The 16465-nt window shown below is 68.8% G+C and carries 12 protein-coding genes; 7 read left to right on the forward strand and 5 right to left on the reverse strand.

What is annotated here, in order from left to right; genetic code table 11:
* Positions 1–203 precede the first annotated feature (203 nt).
* The gene (locus tag E3O42_RS15580; protein WP_134454820.1) at positions 204–629 is read left to right on the forward strand and encodes a hypothetical protein; all 426 of its coding nucleotides are present in this window, start codon (positions 204–206) and stop codon (positions 627–629) included.
* A gap of 255 nt (positions 630–884) precedes the next feature.
* On the opposite strand, the gene E3O42_RS15585 is transcribed toward E3O42_RS15580, so the two are convergent.
* From E3O42_RS15585 to E3O42_RS15600, 4 genes are all read right to left on the reverse strand, one after another.
* Entirely contained in the window at positions 885–2675 is a 1791-nt protein-coding gene (locus tag E3O42_RS15585; RefSeq protein ID WP_134454821.1) for a dipeptide ABC transporter ATP-binding protein, read from the reverse strand.
* Entirely contained in the window at positions 2672–3472 is an 801-nt protein-coding gene (locus E3O42_RS15590) for an ABC transporter permease (protein ID WP_134454894.1), read from the reverse strand. The genes E3O42_RS15585 and E3O42_RS15590 overlap by 4 nt, the downstream gene beginning before the upstream one ends.
* Before the next feature lie 80 nt (positions 3473–3552).
* Positions 3553–4542 carry an ABC transporter permease gene (locus E3O42_RS15595; protein WP_420897888.1) on the reverse strand — a complete coding sequence of 330 codons (990 nt, stop codon included), beginning with the start codon at positions 4540–4542 and terminating at the stop codon, positions 3553–3555.
* The gene (locus E3O42_RS15600; protein WP_134454822.1) at positions 4527–6191 is read right to left on the reverse strand and encodes an ABC transporter substrate-binding protein; all 1665 of its coding nucleotides are present in this window, start codon (positions 6189–6191) and stop codon (positions 4527–4529) included. The genes E3O42_RS15595 and E3O42_RS15600 overlap by 16 nt, the downstream gene beginning before the upstream one ends.
* Positions 6192–6300: 109 nt before the next feature.
* Here E3O42_RS15600 and E3O42_RS15605 point away from each other — a divergent pair, with 109 nt between their 5' ends.
* From E3O42_RS15605 to ndk, 5 genes are all read left to right on the forward strand, one after another.
* Positions 6301–6915, forward strand: coding sequence for a TetR/AcrR family transcriptional regulator (locus E3O42_RS15605; protein WP_134454823.1), 615 nt, complete (start codon positions 6301–6303; stop codon positions 6913–6915).
* Between the two features lie 283 nt (positions 6916–7198).
* Positions 7199–10669, forward strand: coding sequence for an isoleucine--tRNA ligase (locus tag E3O42_RS15610; RefSeq protein WP_134454824.1), 3471 nt, complete (start codon positions 7199–7201; stop codon positions 10667–10669).
* Positions 10662–12032 (forward strand): bifunctional folylpolyglutamate synthase/dihydrofolate synthase, encoded by a 1371-nt coding sequence (locus tag E3O42_RS15615; RefSeq protein ID WP_134454825.1) that lies wholly within the window; start codon positions 10662–10664, stop codon positions 12030–12032. Before E3O42_RS15610 ends, E3O42_RS15615 begins: the two co-directional genes overlap by 8 nt.
* Positions 12029–12385 (forward strand): DUF4233 domain-containing protein, encoded by a 357-nt coding sequence (locus tag E3O42_RS15620; protein WP_241984873.1) that lies wholly within the window; start codon positions 12029–12031, stop codon positions 12383–12385. Before E3O42_RS15615 ends, E3O42_RS15620 begins: the two co-directional genes overlap by 4 nt.
* A complete protein-coding gene (gene ndk / locus E3O42_RS15625) occupies positions 12382–12801 on the forward strand; it encodes a nucleoside-diphosphate kinase (RefSeq protein WP_134454827.1) in 420 nt (139 codons plus the stop codon). The genes E3O42_RS15620 and ndk overlap by 4 nt, the downstream gene beginning before the upstream one ends.
* Positions 12802–12882: 81 nt before the next feature.
* Here ndk and E3O42_RS15630 read toward each other — a convergent pair whose 3' ends face one another.
* Positions 12883–13482: a vitamin K epoxide reductase family protein gene (locus tag E3O42_RS15630; RefSeq protein ID WP_134454828.1), complete on the reverse strand. Its 600-nt coding sequence runs from the start codon at positions 13480–13482 to the stop codon at positions 12883–12885.
* A 278-nt stretch (positions 13483–13760) separates the two neighbouring features.
* Here E3O42_RS15630 and E3O42_RS15635 point away from each other — a divergent pair, with 278 nt between their 5' ends.
* Positions 13761–16421, forward strand: coding sequence for a ribonuclease E/G (locus E3O42_RS15635; protein WP_134454898.1), 2661 nt, complete (start codon positions 13761–13763; stop codon positions 16419–16421).
* The last annotated feature ends 44 nt before the right edge of the window (positions 16422–16465 follow it).

Raw genomic sequence — 16465 nt, forward strand, 5'->3', positions numbered from 1 at the left:
AACTGCTCTGCTGGGCTGCTCATACCTTGATAATCGCACCGACCACCGACACTCCAGCCCCAGCAAAACCAGGTGTGGAAGAGTTCCCTGACCGGCCCCTTGTGGAGGAGCGGCCGACCCTGGAACGGCGTCGGCGGTAGACGAACCGGCCACCGCACAGCCGCTGGATGCATCGCCCGGCCGTGGCTCGCTGCGATGGCCCCATGGCCAACCGAGGGGGACTCAGTGCCGGCAACGCACGGTGGCGCATCGACGCGACCGACAGGTTCAGTGCTGACCGCGCTACCGGGCGTGAGCGGGAGCTCCCCGCCGGCACCGATCTGATAGCCGTCACGGTCATGGTCGACCCGACGGGCACGGGGCCGGATGGCGTCCCCGATCTGTGCGCCGCACGGCTGGAAGAATCCGGCGGCGGGAATGTGACCCGGAGCTGGACGAACACCGGGGGTGCGATCGACCTCGACGGAGCAGGGCCGTCGCTCACATCCTGCTCCTCAGAGCTGAGCATCCCTTATTCTTTTGAGGCGGAGTTCGTCGTGCCCGCCGATGCGGGGGAGTCCTCGTCCCTCACCGTCGACATCTCCGTCCCGGAATTCCTGCCCGAGTATGCCAGGTCCGCCCTGGACTGATCGGCCGGGGTCGCGTTACGAGGTCGTTGTGACAGGCTCCGCGTGGGACGTCCCGTGGTCGGCGCGGCATCCCGGGACGCAGCACCAGGAACATTCCGATGAAGCTCGCCAGCCGGGCGAGGATGGTTACGGGCATGATGAGGAACGCGCCGAGGGCGTCCGTGGTCCCGACCAGTGCGGCCACCTCGAGGCGGCCGGCCGAAGCGTCGAGGTCACAATGGAGAACACAGGGCGCAGCGTAGGGTACCCGCGGGTTCAGGGCAGGCGCGGCACCGCCGCCAGTAGCGCTTGTGTGTACGGATGCGTGGGCGCCGTGAACACCTCGGTGGCGGTGCCGGTCTCGACGACCCGGCCGTCGTGCATCACGGCTACCTGGTCGCTGACGTGCTGGATCACGCCGAGATCGTGGGAGATGAACAGCAGGCTCAGCTTCAACTCGCGCTGCAGCTCGTCGAGCAGATCGAGTACCTGCGCCTGCACACTCACATCCAGCGCCGAGACGGGCTCGTCGCAGATGAGCACTTGTGGCCGGGAGGCCAGCGCGCGGGCGATACCCACTCGCTGGCGTTGGCCACCGGAAAGGTCGGCGGGTCTGCGATCCAGCAGGGCGCCGGCCAGGCCGACACTGTCCAGCAACTCAGCGACCCTGGCTGCTCCGGCATTGCGTAGAGCGGCGCCGCCGCGGCCGGACCAGGAACGACTGGACCAGGAACGACCGGACCTGGGGCTCTCGGGTGCCGCACCGGCCACCGCGTGACGGAGGAGCTCGCGCACGCTCAACCGCGGGTCGAACGACGCGAGCACATCCTGGTACACGGCGCCGACCAGGGGCCGCATGGCCCGGCGGTCCCGCTCCGGCAGCACGCTCCACGGCTCGCCGAGCAGGCGAACCTCGCCGGCGTCGGCTGCCGTGAGGGCCAGGACGAGCCTGGCGGTGGTGGTTTTGCCCGACCCGGACTCGCCCACGATGCCCAGGGTGCTCCCGCGCGGCACCCTGAAGGACACGTTGTCGACGGCGTGATGGACGGTGCCGTGTGGTCCTCGGAAGGTCTTGGCCAGACCAATGGCCTCCAGCGCGGCACTGTCGGCCTCGGGTGTCGAAGCCGCCGACGTCGCCGGAACCGCCGGACGCACTGGGGCGCTCTCGCGGTCGGAGACGCCTGCGCGCGGTGTCTGCCGAGTATCCATGGCCGGCGCGAGCCGCGAACCGCGCGGCCTGTCCACGGGAATCGCGGCCAGCATTCGCCGGGTCTCGGCGTGCCGGGGGTTCTGGAGCACCTCGGCCGTTGTACCGGTCTCGACGATACGGCCGTCGTGCATGACCGCGATCCGGTCCGCGATGCGACTCACCACGGCGAGGTCGTGACTGATCAGCACGATGGCGGTGCCGCGGGCCTGCGCCTGCTCGAGGAGGTCGAGGACCTGGGCCTGCACGGTCACGTCGAGCGCTGTCGTGGGCTCGTCGGCCACCAGCAGCGGGGGATCGAGGGCGAGGGCGGCGGCGATCAGCGCCCGCTGGCGCTGGCCACCGGACAGCTCCCCGGAGCGCCGGCCGGCGTAGAGCTCCGGCTGGGACAGTCCGGCGGCGTCAAGGACCTCGAGCACCCGGCGGGTGCGTTCGGCCGAGTCGAGGCGGGTGTGCAGCCGCAGCGAGTCGCCTATTTCCCGAACGATCGGGCGGAGCGGGTCGAGGGACGCGAGGGCGTCCTGCAGCACCAGGCCCACGTCCCGGCCGCGGCGGCGGCGCCAGGCCGTCTCCGAGAGCCCGAGCACGGACTCCTCGGCGAGGCTGAGTTCGTCGGCGCTGACCCTGGCCCCGGCGCCGGCCAGTCCGAGGATGCTACGCGCGGTGACGCTCTTGCCCGAACCGGATTCGCCGACGATGGCCAGGCATTCGCCGACGCTGACCTCGAACGAGACGCCGCGCACGGCGTCGTCGGCGGACGCATCGCCGAAACCCACCCGCAGGTTGCGCACCCGCAGGGCGACCGCAGGGTTCGGGCCGGCGGCGTTCGGGCCGGCGGCGAGGGAGCCTTTTGTGCTCATGCGTGCCTCATCCGTCGTTCGATCGAGCGGCCGAGGGTCGTCGCGCACACGGCGGTCAGGACGATGAACAGGCCGGGGAAGAAGCTCATCCACCAGGCCGAGGTGATGTAGGTGCGGCCGGCCGAGAGCATGGCACCCCATTCGGCGGCCGGGGGCTGCGCGCCCAGCCCCAGGTAGCTCAGCGCGGCTGCCCAGACGATGGCTTGACCGATGCCGAGGGTGCCGAGAACGAGCAGCGGTGCCAGCGTATTGGGCAGGATGTGCCTGGCCAGGATCCGGCCGCGACCCAGGCCCTGCACCGTGGCCGCCTCCACGAACGCCGAGGAGCGCACCCGCAGCAGCTGGGCGCGGATGATGCGCGCGTAACCCGGTGCGGTGGAGAGCCCCACCGCGACGATGGCACTGCCGGGACCCGGACCGAACACCAGGATGAACAGCAGGGCGAGCAGCAGCCCGGGGAACGCGAACAGCACCTCCAGGAATCTATTGACCGTGAAGTCCACGGCCGCGCCGAGGGTGCCGGCGATGGTGCCGAGGACCGCGCCAAGGCCGAGCCCGATCAGGGTGGCCGTGAGGCCGATCAGGAGGGAATCCCTGGCGCCGTAGACAACGCGCGTATAGACGTCCCGGCCCGATTCGTCGGTGCCGAACCAGTGCGCCCACGACGGGGCGCCGAACGCGGCCAGCGGGTCGATGGCGAGCGGGTCGCCGGGGGCGAGCAGGCGCGGGGCGATCGCCGCGGTGAGCAGCAGCACGGCCACGAGCACGGCGGCGAGCTCCACGAACGTGACCCGCATCCTGCCGAGCCGGCCGCGCGCGGCTGTCGGGGAGCGGCCGGCACCGCGGCCGGTCGCCGACGCCTGAATCTCCAGCTCGCTCACGAGAGCGCTCCGTTCCCGTGTTCGGTGGGCCGCGGGTCGGCCAGGGCTGACGCCAGGTCGGTGACGATGGTCATCAGGATGTAGGCCAGGGCGACGACCATCACCACGCCGACCACCACCGGCACGTCGCGAACGGTGACGGCGTTGAGCAGTGTGCGGCCGAGTCCCGGCCTCGCGAAGATTGTCTCGACCACCACGGCGCCGCTGATCAGGGAGCCGAACGCCCATCCGGACAGGCTGATCGCGGGCAGGGCGGCGTGCCGCAGGGCGTGTCGCCAGAGCACCCCGCGATCGCTTTCCCCCCGAGCCCTGGCCGAGAGCACGAACGGTGATTCCAGGGCGGTGGTGAGGCTCTCCCGCATGACCTGACCGAGGAACCCGGCCAGGGGGATGGCCAGGGTGACGACGGGCAGCACCAGGCCGCGGGCATCCACCGTGCTGATCGGCGGCAGGACCCCCGCCCAGATGCTGAAGACGACGATGAGGGTGGTGGCCAGCCAGAAATGGGGCAGGGCCGCGGCGACGATCTCGAGGCCGGAGCCGATCTGGGCGGCCAGGCGGCCGCGACCGGTGGACCAGGTGGCCAGGACGAGTGCGATCAGCCAGGCGACCGCGAGCGAGAGTACGGCCAGGACAAGGGTGCCGCCGAGCTGGCTGAGCACGAGCGGGCCGACATCCATGTTCAGCGCATAGGACCGGCCGAGGTCGCCGGTGGCCAGCCGACCCAGCTGCTGCAGGTATTGCACCAGCAGCGGCTGGTCGAGGCCGTATTCGGCGCGCACCGCCGCGAGGGCCTCCGGCGAGGTCTGCGAGCCGGGACCGCCGAGGATGGCCTCGGCCGGGTCGCCGGGGATCAATCGCACGGCGAAGAACGTGACGGTGGCGACGGCCCACAGTACGAAGACCGCGCCGGCGATTCGCCGGACGAGACCTCGGAGCCGAGGCCGTACGCCCCGCCGGGCGGCTATCGTCAGCGGTTCAGCCACGCGTCGTAGAACGCCGGCGTCGACACCGTCGGAAGCGCGCGGGCGCCCTCGACCGCCGAGCCGAGCAGGAAGTGATTCTGCTGGTCGTAGAGCGGCAGGATGTAGTACCCGTTCAGGATCAACTCCTGGGCGTCTTCGTAGAGCGAAGCGCGCTGGTCGGCGTCGTTGGTCTGGTCCGCCTCGGTGAGCAGGGAGTCCAGTTCGGGGTTGTTCACCTGGGCGTGGTTGGCGAAGTAACCGCTGGGCGCCGGGGTGATGCCGTCGGCGTGAAACAGGATCCGAAGCACATCCGGGCCGATCTTGGTGTACGGCGCACTGACGGCGTCATACGCATTGCTGCCCAGAGCGGTGTACCAGCTGGAGAGGTCCAGCTTGGTCAGCTGAACGTCGAACCCGGTCTCCTTGGCCGTCGCCTGGATCTGCTCGAACAGGGACTGTTCGGCGGGGATGGACTGGTTGGTGCTCACGGGGAAGACGACGGTGAGTCGCACGCCGTCCTTGACGCGATAGCCGTCGGAGTCCTTCTGGGACCAGCCGGCGCCGTCGAGCAGCTCGGCGGCGGCGTCAGGGTCGTAGTCGAACAGGTCGGGCTCGGACACCCCGAGCGGTTCGACGCTGGACAGTGCGGAATAGGACCGCTCGGCACTGCCCTGGAACAGCGACGCAACGGCATCGTCGACATTGGCCGAACGGATGAACGCCTCACGCACCGCGGCGTCGTTGAACGGCGCCTTGCCGGAGTTCAGTTCGATGCGGTTGGAGGCGCCGGGTCGCGGGGCGTCGAGGTGCACAATGGTGTCGCTGGACTCCGCCTGGCTGATGGTGTCGGGCTGGGCGTTGTCGATCACGTCGACCTCGCCGGCCTGCAGGGCGGCGTAGCGGGAGGCCGAGTCCGGGATGAAGCGCCAGACGATGCTTTCCAGGTATGCCGGACCGGCGTGCTCGGCGTCGGCAGGAGGAGAGGTGTAGTCCTCGTTCCGCATCAGCGTGATGGCGTTCTGCTTCACCCAGGAGTCGACGATGAACGGGCCGGTGCCCACTGGCGCGGCGCAGTTCTCATCCTGGCTGCGCGTCAGTGCGGTGGGGGATTCGATGGCGAGCCACGGCTGAGCGAGCGACTCGAGCAGCGCGCTGTCGGGCTGGGCCAGGGTGAAGCGCACCACGGAGTCTGAGACCGCTTCGGTGCCGGTGACCTTGGCCAGGGCCAGGTACCCGGTCGATGAGCCGGTTTCCGGGTCCTGCAGATGGGCAATGTTGGCCTGCACCGCGGCGGCATCCAGCGGGGTGCCGTCGGTGAAGCTCACGTCGTCCTTCAGCGTGAATTCCCAGGAGAGTCCGTCGTCGCTGACGCTCCAGCTGTCCGCCAGCCAGGGGATGATGGTGCCGTCGGTGTCCAGCGAGACCAGCGACTCCAGGAACTGGGAGCTGACCAGGGCCTGCGGGTAGTTCCCGCCGACGTGGGGGTCCAGGCAGGTGGGCTCGGCGTCGCCGGACGCGTAGGTCAGGGTGCCGCCGGCGGCGGGCTCATCGCTGCGGTCGGGGGTCGCGGTCGTGCAGCCGGTGAGGGCGAGGCCGAGTGCAACAGCGCCGGCCAGGACGGCGAAGGTGGCGGAGCGCGGGGATGAGGGAACGATTCCCGGACGGGGCATGCGGCGGTCTCTTTTCACGAAGGCGGTGCGGGGGAAGCCTGCTGTGGCATTATTGGACTCGGTCCAGAAAACAGACGCGTCGAGTCTCATCGTAGAACACAGGAGAGCCATGTCGGATTCCCGTGCCCCCGGCCGTCCCCACGCATCGTCCCGGGCCATGCTCGAAGAGGCCGCAGCAGAGCTGTTCCTGGAGCAGACCTACGCCGGCACCACGATCGGCGACATCGCCCGGCGGGCCGGGGTGAGTCGCAACACCTTCTTCAATTACTTCTCAGCCAAGAGCGATCTGCTCTGGGTGGATGTCGACGCGGGCCTGGCCGCGCTCCCCGCCTCGCTCGCCGGCTGCGACCGGGCCGCCCCGGTGACCGAATCGGTGCGGCAGGCCTTGCTGCGGGTGGCCGTGGGGTTCGGGCCCGGCCGGGTGCCCTGGGCCCTCACCCAGTACGAGCTGATGGCGACGAGCAGTGAACTCGAGGCATCCGCACTGGCCAGGTTTCTCGTGCAGGTCGGTCTCGTGCACGAGTTCGTCGGCGCCAGGCCGGGGCAGACCATCGAGGCGGACCTCGCCGGCCGGGCGTTCTCGAGTGCGGTGGTGGCGGCGGCGGTCGCGGCCGCGCGGGAGTGGGCCGCCGCGGGCGTGGGCCGCGGGGAGCTGGTCGGGTACGTTGACGCCGCGATCTCACCGGTGTGCGGGGGATTCCACCCCGTCCTCGACCTGGCCTGACCCGGACCGGTTCAGGAACCGTCCGTGCGGATTCCTGACAAGATAGTATTAATCGACATTGATCCGGCTATCACCGGGGAGTTTTCGGAAGAACGTCGTGATCGTGCCCCGGCACGTGCCCGGCAAGTAAAGCCGAACGGGTCGGGCCCGTCACAGCCTTAGTTTGAGCGGTCGTTCGCCAACACGGGAACGGCAAGCGAGGTGGTACCGCGCTTTGTCCTGTCGGGGCTGGCGTCCTCGTGGAATAGGCCAGCGGCTTTCACCCGCCTCGTCCAGGAGAAGCATGACGTACCCGCAGCAGCCCACAGACAACGCGTTCGGCCTGCCCAGCCCCGATCCCGTCCGCGACGCAGCCGTCGTTCCCTCGCCGAGCTTCCCGCAGATCGAGGGCGAGGTGCTCGACTTCTGGGAGAAGGACGGCACGTTCCAGGCCTCAATCGACAACCGCGAGGGCGCGCCGGAGTGGGTCTTCTACGACGGCCCGCCGTTCGCCAACGGCCTGCCGCACTACGGCCACCTGCTCACCGGCTACGCCAAGGACCTGTTCCCGCGCTTCCAGACCATGCGCGGCAAGCAGGTTCACCGCCGGTTCGGCTGGGACACCCATGGTCTGCCGGCCGAGCTCGAGGCCGAGCGAAAGCTGGGCATCACCGACAAGAGCCAGATCGAAGAGATGGGCCTGGCCGCGTTCAACGCCGTCGCCCGGGAATCGGTGCTCGAGTACACCAAGGACTGGGAGAAGTACGTCACCCGCCAGGCCCGCTGGGTCGACTTCGAAAACGACTACAAGACCCTCGACATCACCTTCATGGAGTCGGTGATCTGGGCGTTCAAGGAGCTGCACACCAAGGGACTCGCCTACGAGGGTTACCGGGTGCTGCCGTACTGCTGGCGCGACCAGACCCCCCTGTCCAACCACGAACTGCGCATGGACGACGACGTCTACAAGATGCGCCAGGACCAGACGGTCACGGTCACCTTCCCGCTGGTCGGCGCCAAGGCCGAGACCCTCGGCCTCACCGCGGTGCGGGCCCTCGCCTGGACCACCACGCCGTGGACCCTGCCGACCAACCTCGCCCTGGCCGTCGGCCCGGACATCGAGTACGCCGTCGTTCCGGCCGGCCCGCACGGCACCCCGGATGCCGAGGTGCTGCGCGAGCAGGCCGGCCCGGCAGCCGGCAGCACAGCTGGTGGCAGCACAGCTGGTGGCAGTACTGGTGGTAACGCCACCGAGGTGCTGGGCGCCGAGTACCTGCTGGCGATCGACCTCGTCGGCAGCTATGCCAAGGACCTGGGCTACGAGAGCGCCGCCGACGCGACGGTCGCGATCAGTCGCACCGTCACCGGCCGCGACCTCGAGGGCGTCTCCTACGACCGCCTGTTCGACTACTACGCCGACGAGAGCGAGTGGGGCACTCAGAACGCCTGGCGCTTCGTGGTCGCCGACTACGTCACCACCTCTGACGGCACCGGCATCGTGCACCAGGCCCCCGCCTACGGCGAGGAGGACCAGACGGTCTGCCAGGCCTACGGCATCCCGGTCATCCTCTCGCTCGACGACGGCGGTAAGTTCCTGGCCGACGTGACCGAGGTCGCCGGTCAGCTCTGGAGCGACGCGAACAAGCCGCTCACCCAGCTGATCAAGCAGCAGGGCCGGCTGCTGCGCCAGGCCAGCTACGAGCACTCATACCCGCACTGCTGGCGCTGCCGCAACCCGCTGATCTACAAGGCCGTGTCGAGCTGGTTCGTGCGGGTCACCGACTTCCGCGACCGCATGGTCGACCTCAACCAGGAGGTCAACTGGGTTCCGGAGAACGTCAAGGACGGCCAGTTCGGCAAGTGGATCGGCAACGCCCGCGACTGGTCGATCAGCCGCAACCGCTACTGGGGCTCACCGATCCCGGTGTGGAAGAGCGACAACCCCGCCTACCCGCGCATCGACGTCTACGGTTCGCTCGACGAACTCGAAGCCGACTTCGGCGTGCGCCCCACCGACCTGCACCGCCCGTACATCGACGCGCTCACCCGGCCCAACCCCGACGACCCCACCGGGCAGTCCACCATGCGGCGCATCGAGGATGTCCTCGACGTCTGGTTCGACTCCGGCTCGATGCCGTTCGCGCAGGTGCACTATCCGTTCGAGAACCGGGAATGGTTCGACTCGCACAACCCGGCCGACTTCATCGTGGAGTACATCGGCCAGACCCGCGGCTGGTTCTACCTGCTGCACGTGCTCTCGACCGCCCTGTTCGACCGGCCCGCGTTCAAGAACGTCGTCAGTCACGGAATTGTGCTCGGCAACGACGGCCAGAAGATGAGCAAATCGCTGCGCAACTACCCCAACGTCAACGAGGTCTTCGACCGCGACGGCTCCGACGCCATGCGCTGGTTCCTGATGAGCTCCCCGGTGCTGCGCGGCGGCAACCTCATCGTCACCGAGGAGGGCATTCGCGAAGGCACCCGCCAAATGCTGCTCCCGCTGTGGAGCACCTGGTACTTCTTCTCGCTCTACGCCAACGCCTCCGGCTACACCGCGATCTGGCGCACCGACTCGACCGATGTGCTCGACCGCTACCTGCTGGCCAAGACCCGCGACCTCATCGAGGACGTCACCAGCGACCTCGAACGCCTGGACAGCACCCTCGCCGCCTCGCGCCTGCGCGACTTCGCGGATGTGCTGACCAACTGGTACGTGCGCCGGTCCCGCGACAGGTTCTGGGCCGGCGTCACCGCCGACGGCACCGGAGCGGATGCCTTCGACACCCTGTACACGGTCCTCGAGACCGTGACCAGGGTGGCCGCCCCGCTACTGCCGCTGATCAGCGAACGCATCTGGCAGGGCCTGACCGGCGGACGCAGCGTGCACCTCACGGACTGGCCGGACGCCGCGGTCTTCCCCGCCGATACCGGCCTGGTCACGGCCATGGACCAGGTGCGCCTGGTCAGCTCCACCGTGCTGTCGCTGCGCAAGAAGGCCGGCCTGCGGGTGCGCCTTCCCCTGGCCAACCTCACCGTCGTCACCACGAACACCGCCGCCCTGGCCGGCTTCGAGGGCATCCTGCGCGACGAGTTGAACGTCAAGGCCGTCACCCTGGTCGAACAGGAGCCGGGCTCTGCCGAGAGCTACGGCATCACCTCCAAGCTCACCGTCAACGCCAGGGCCGCCGGCCCGCGCCTGGGCAAGCAGGTGCAACAGGTCATCAAGGCCGCCCGCACCGGCGACTGGTCCGAGACCGACGGTGTCGTCACCGCCGGCGGCATCGAATTGGCGGCGGGGGAGTACGACCTGGAACTGCAGGCCGCCTCCACGGCCACGGACGTCGACTCGGTGCTGAACAGCTCGGCCCTCGCCCTGCTCGCCGGCGGCGGCTTCGTGCTGCTGGAGACCACCACCACGCCCGAACTCGAGGCGGAGGGCCTGGCCCGCGACCTCATCCGCGCCGTGCAGGACACCCGCAAGTCGGCCGGATTCGAGGTCAGTGACCGTATCCGCCTCGACCTGGTCTTCTTCGCCGACACCGACGCCGCCACCTTCGCCCTGGCGACGGGGGTCGATGTGGCCGGCGAAACCCTCGCCACCCGCTTCCGCACCCATGCCGCCCCGGCCGATACAGCCGGCACCCCCTCCGAATGGCTGCCGGGCCTGACCGGCTCGATCGTGGAGCACTACGTGCGCTTCGAGGCCGACCACTACGCAAACCACGGACCGGTCATCGTTGCCGTCGCCCGCGAAAAAGGAACCATCAATGTCTGACGACTACTACCCCGACGAATTCCGCGACGCCGGCGACGCCGTGCTCGCAGCGCTTCTCGAGAGGGTGGGCGAGGGCTCCCCCCAGCCGAGGCTGCAGGCCACCCGCCGCGCGGTCGAATTGCTGGGCGACCCGCAGAACTCGTACCCGATCATCCATGTGACCGGCACGAACGGTAAGACCAGCACCAGCCGCATCATCGAGAGCATCCTGCGCGCCTACGGGCTGCGCACCGGGCTGCTGGTGAGCCCGCACCTCGTGCGGCTCAACGAGCGCATCGTGATCGACGGGCAGTCCATCACCGACGAGGCCCTGGCCGCGAACTGGGCCGACATCCAGCCCTACCTGCTCATGGTCGACGCCGAGCTGGCCACGGCCGGTGACGAGCCGCTCACCTTCTTCGAGGCCCTCACGGTTCTCGCCTTCGCGTGCTTCGCGGATGCGCCGGTCGATGTCGTCGTGCTCGAGGTCGGCATGGGCGGCGAATGGGACTCCACCAACGTCGCCGACGGTCAGGTGGCCGTGTTCACCCCGATCGCGCTGGACCACACGAGGCGGCTCGGCAGCACCATCGCCGAGATCGCCCGCACCAAGTCCGGCATCATCAAGCCCGCCGCGGCCGTCGTGACCGCCGCGCAGCTGCCGGAAGCCATGGCCGAGCTGAGCCGGGCAGCCGAGCTCACCGAGTCGACCGTGGTGGGTGAGGGAACCGAATTCGCGCTCCTCGCCAGCAAGGTGGCCGTCGGCGGACAGCTCATCTCCGTGCGCGGCATCGCCGGCACCTACTCCGAATTGTTCCTGCCGCTCTACGGAACCCACCAGGCCCAGAACGCAGCCGTGGCCATCGCCGCAGTCGAGTCGTTCCTCGGCGCGGGCAGCCAGGCCCTCGTCGAAGACATCCTGGTGGAAGGCCTCGCCACGGCGACCTCACCCGGCCGGCTGCAGTTGGTCGGCGTCGAGCCGACGGTGCTCGTCGACGCCGCGCACAACCCGCACGGGGCGCTCGCCCTGTCAGCGGCCCTGGACAGCTACTTCGACTTCGACGAGATCGTGGTCGTCGTCGGCATCCTCGCCGATAAGGACGCCGCGGGCATCATCGAGGCCCTGCGCCCCGCTGTCGCCCGATTCCACGTGACCCAGTCGCATTCCGAGCGGGCGATCCCGGTCGACGACCTGGCCGATCTCGTCGCTGAGCACGTCGGCGACGCCGACACCTTCAGGTTCGGCGACCTCGCCCAGGCCCTCGACGCAGCGCGCGGCTGGGCCCAGGACGCCCCCAAGCGTGCCGTGCTCGTCGCCGGGTCGATCACCCTCGTCGGCGACGCCGTGGCGTTGGCCGACGCGGGAGACTGGATGACCAAGTGAGAAGCGGATCGGTGCGGCGCTCGCTCGCCTCGATCGTGCTCGGCTTCGAGCTGATCGTGGTGTTCCTGGCCACGCTGGTGATCTTCGGGCTGAGCGACCTGCCCGCCTGGGTCACCCTCGGCGGCGGAGCGCTGCTGTGCCTGATCATGGTCGCCACTCTCGGGTTGCTACGGTACAACTGGGCCTACACGATCGGCTGGGCCATCCAGGTCGTCATCGTCGCCACCGGATTCCTCAACCCGGCGATGTTCGTCGTCGGGGCATTGTTTGCCGGCATGTGGGTCTACTGCATGATCACCGGTTCACGCATAGACAGACAGAACCCAGACAGACCGAACAAGGAGAACTCATGACTAACGTTCAGGAAACACTCGTATTGGTCAAGCCCGACGGCGTGGCCCGCAATCTCTCCGGCGAGATACTCCGCCGGATCGAGGCAAAGGGGTACTCCCTCGTCGACATCAAGCTCGTGCAGGCCGAGCGCACACTCCTCGCCGAGCACTACGCCGAGCACGCCGGCAAGCCGTTCTTCGAGCCGCTCGTCGAGTTCATGGAAAGCGGGTCGATCCTGGCCCTGCGTGTCGCCGGCGACCGCGTCATCGAGGGCTTCCGCGCCCTGGCGGGCACCACCGACCCCACCACGGCAGCACCGGGAACCATTCGCGGCGACCTCGGTCGGGACTGGGGCCTGAAGGTTCAGCAGAACCTCGTGCACGGTTCGGACTCGCCCGAGTCCGCGGCCCGCGAGCTGGCGCTCTGGTTCGCCTAGACCCCGCATCCCCTCCACGCGAGCCGTGAGAAAAGCCCCGAAAACTGGAAGTCTTCGGGGCTTTTCTCACGGCTCGCGGGCCTAGAGGCGGTGGAGGAAGTCCATTTGGAGCTGGGCGACCGTGGCGGCGATGAGGTAGCAGGCGATGGTGATCACGAAAATCCAGGAGTACGCGCCGGCCGCCATCCGTCGCATGCGGGCCGAACCCGGGATGATGCCGGTCTTGAGGTTGTACAGGGTCACGGCGAGGAACACGGGGATCGTCACGGCCCAGGTGACCATGCACCACGGGCACAGCACGTCGAGGACGAAGAAGCTCTGACCCATGAGCCAGATGACGAAGGCAAGCGCCCCGGCGACCCCCAGGTTCAGGCCCAGCCAGAACCACCGCGCGAAGCGGGCGCCGGAGAGGATCGCGGCGCCGATGGTGATCACTACGCTCCAGCCGGTTACTCCGATCAGAGGGTTCGGGAAGCCGAACACCGCGCCCTGCCAGGAGCCGAGGTTGGTGCTGCAGCCCACCAGGACGCTGAAGTTGCAGGACAGCTGGGCGTTGGGATCTTCCAGCATCGCGAACTTGTCCAGGGTGAGCGCGAATGCCGCCGCGAACCCGATTGCCCCGGCGAGGATCAGGAAAACAGCGAGGCCGATCGGAGGCTTTTTTGAGGTGGTGAATGGCACATTCGGATTATGCCATGTGTCGCGTGCGCGTCCCTGAGAATGCGTGCGATAATCGAAACAGTCGTTTGAGCCGCGCTCAAACCGATGCCATAAGGCTTAATGGGCGGCATTCGCCCAGATTCATTGGTCCTAGACCAAAGGTATTTGCAACCAGAGCCAAGAGCCGGTTGCGTAACGCAATAGGATTCGCGGGGTTTTCGCGCAAGCGAAAGGCCCGCACGAGAGAGTAACCGAGTGGGTGGCGCGGTCACCCACAGCGGTCAAGGAGCGCACCAGTGATGGTGGAAGACAACGACAACAAGAAGCGCAAGGGCCTGTTCGGCACTCGCAAGACAACCAGGAAGGCGGCACCGGCCAAGCAGCTCGAACCGATCGGTGAGACGCCTGGCGTACCCGCTCAGGGCGACCCGGCCGTGACGCCGGAGTCACCGTCGGCTTCGGCCGACCAGTCGTCAGCAGCGTTGGCTACAGCAGCGTTGGCTGCCGCTGTGACGGACCAGCCGGTGGCATTCCCCGCCTTGCCGACACCGTTCGACGAGACCGTCGAGGTCGTTCGCCGGCCGACGACGTCACTGATCTTCCAGGCACCGGCGATCCTGCCGGCCCCGGTGAGGTCCGGCGGCCGCCAGCTCGACGACGAGGACGACGACCCCGAAGAAGGCTCGACGGTACGCCGGCGCGCCCGCCGCCGCACCGGCGAAGAGGGCCGCAGCGACGACCCCGCGAACACCGTGGTGCGGGTGCGCACCCCCCGCGAACCCGAGCTGATCACCGAGCCCCAGCGCATCAAGGGCTCCACCCGCCTGGAGGCGAAGAAGCAGCGCCGCCGCGACGGCCGCGATGCCGGCCGCCGCCGCCCGGTCATCACGGAGGCCGAGTTCCTCGCCCGCCGCGAGTCGGTCGACCGCGCCATGGTCGTGCGTGCCAAGCACAACAAGATCCAGATCGGCGTTCTCGAAGACGGCGTACTCGTCGAGCACTACGTGGCCAAGAACCAGGATGCGTCGCTCATCGGCAACGTCTACCTCGGCCGGGTTCAGAACGTGTTGCCGAGCATGGAAGCCGCCTTCGTCGACATCGGACGCGGCCGCAATGCCGTGCTCTACTCCGGTGAGGTCGACTGGGACGCCGCCGCGGTGAATTCCCCGGGGAGCAGCCAGACCCGCCGCATCGAGCTGGCCCTCAAGCCCGGCGACAAGGTGCTCGTGCAGGTCACCAAGGACCCGATCGGCCACAAGGGCGCCCGGCTCACCAGCCAGGTGTCGCTGCCGGGCCGGTACCTCGTCTACGTGCCCAACGGGTCGATGAACGGCATCAGCCGCAAGTTGCCCGACACCGAGCGCGCCAGGCTGAAGAAGATCCTCAAGGAGGTCCTGCCCGACAACGTGGGCGTCATCGTGCGCACCGCCGCCGAGGGCGCGACCGACGAACAGCTCACCCTCGACGTCAACCGACTCACCTCGCAGTGGGCCTCCATCGCCAAGCAGGTCGAAACGGTTTCCGGCCCGGCCCTGCTGCACAGCGAGCCCGACCTGCTGATCAAGATCGTGCGTGACGTCTTCAATGAGGACTTCCACAAGATGGTCATTTCCGGCGACGACGCCCAGGAGGTCATCGAGTCCTACCTGCGCCAGGTGGCTCCCGACCTCGTCGAGCGCGTCCAGCGTTACGAGGGCGAACGCGACGCGTTCGACGAATACCGCATCTCCGAGCAGATCGAGAAGGCCCTGGACCGTAAGGTCTGGCTGCCGTCGGGCGGTTCGCTCGTGATCGACCGCACCGAGGCGATGACCGTTGTCGACGTCAACACCGGCAAGTTCGTCGGGTCTGGCGGAAACCTCGAAGAGACCGTCACCAAGAACAACCTGGAAGCGGCCGACGAGATCGTGCGCCAGCTGCGCCTGCGCGACATCGGCGGCATCATCGTGGTCGACTTCATCGACATGGTCCTGGAGTCCAACCGGGACCTGGTGCTCCGCCGCCTGGTCGAGTGCCTCAGCCGCGACCGCACCAAGCACCAGGTGGCCGAGGTCACCTCGCTCGGGCTTGTGCAGATGACCCGGAAGAAGCTCGGCCTGGGCCTGCTGGAGTCGTTCAGCGAAAACTGCGAGGCATGCGCCGGACGTGGAATCGTCATCCACCACGACCCCGTTGTCAAGCACCGCCAGACCGCCCAGCCCGCTCAGCCCGCTCAGGAGCGTCGCCCCCGCAGCAAGTCCAACGGCAACGGCGGCTCTGGCCACGACAACGGCACCTCTGGCCAGCGTGGCAACGGCAACCAGCACTCGGGCCAGGCGCACGCCGCACCCGCGCAGACGGATGCCGCCAAGGCCGGCCACGGCACGCACGGAATCACCGAGGACGCCAAGCACGCCCTCGCGCTGATCGCCGCGCGCACAATCAGCCGGTCTTTGACCGGCTCGATCCCCGTGATCCCGCCGACAGAGACAGCTGCCCCGGCCGCTGTCCCGGCTGCCGAGGCCGCCGCCCCGACCGAGACCGAAAGCGTTGAGGCCGCACCCGCGGCTCGTTCGACGTCCCGCGGCAACCGTTCGGGCGGCCGTTCGGGTGGCCGCAACGGCCAGACGACCGACAGCGCGCCCGCCGCGCAGCCCGACGAGGCGGCCACCGCCCCGGCCACCATCGAGGCCGAGCCCGCCGCACCGGCGGTTCAGGAGTCGGTGCCGGTTCCGGAGGTCGAGCCGGCCGACTCTGTCGAGGGTGTCGCGATTCTGGACATCCCCGTGCAGAAGTCACCGCGCAGTCGCCGCCCGGTGAGCAAGCAGGTCACCGACCAGCTTCTGGATTCGGTGCTCGACGCCCTGCCGGAGCCCAAGCAGCCCGGCCAGGGCCGGTCGCGCAGCCGCCGGGTCACCACGGCCGGAGGTCCGACCGCCACCGTGCAGCCGATCGTGGTTCCCACTCAGGACAACGCCTAACGGTCGACGACCCTCATCGGCCCCACAGCGGTGCCGCCCAGTCC

It is taken from the genome of Cryobacterium adonitolivorans, from assembly GCF_004402695.1.
Classification (GTDB): domain Bacteria; phylum Actinomycetota; class Actinomycetes; order Actinomycetales; family Microbacteriaceae; genus Cryobacterium; species Cryobacterium adonitolivorans.

What these genes read in the sequence shown, in the direction of transcription:
- E3O42_RS15580 (WP_134454820.1), top strand. Translation starts at nt 204, where the DNA reads ATGGCCAACCGAGGGGGACTCAGTGCCGGCAACGCACGGTGGCGCATC.
- E3O42_RS15635 (WP_134454898.1), top strand. Translation starts at nt 13,761, where the DNA reads ATGGTGGAAGACAACGACAACAAGAAGCGCAAGGGCCTGTTCGGCACT.
- E3O42_RS15615 (WP_134454825.1), top strand. Translation starts at nt 10,662, where the DNA reads ATGTCTGACGACTACTACCCCGACGAATTCCGCGACGCCGGCGACGCC.
- E3O42_RS15605 (WP_134454823.1), top strand. Translation starts at nt 6,301, where the DNA reads ATGTCGGATTCCCGTGCCCCCGGCCGTCCCCACGCATCGTCCCGGGCC.
- E3O42_RS15600 (WP_134454822.1), bottom strand. Translation starts at nt 6,191, where the DNA reads ATGCCCCGTCCGGGAATCGTTCCCTCATCCCCGCGCTCCGCCACCTTC.
- E3O42_RS15610 (WP_134454824.1), top strand. Translation starts at nt 7,199, where the DNA reads ATGACGTACCCGCAGCAGCCCACAGACAACGCGTTCGGCCTGCCCAGC.
- E3O42_RS15590 (WP_134454894.1), bottom strand. Translation starts at nt 3,472, where the DNA reads ATGCGGGTCACGTTCGTGGAGCTCGCCGCCGTGCTCGTGGCCGTGCTG.
- E3O42_RS15585 (WP_134454821.1), bottom strand. Translation starts at nt 2,675, where the DNA reads ATGAGCACAAAAGGCTCCCTCGCCGCCGGCCCGAACGCCGCCGGCCCG.
- ndk (WP_134454827.1), top strand. Translation starts at nt 12,382, where the DNA reads ATGACTAACGTTCAGGAAACACTCGTATTGGTCAAGCCCGACGGCGTG.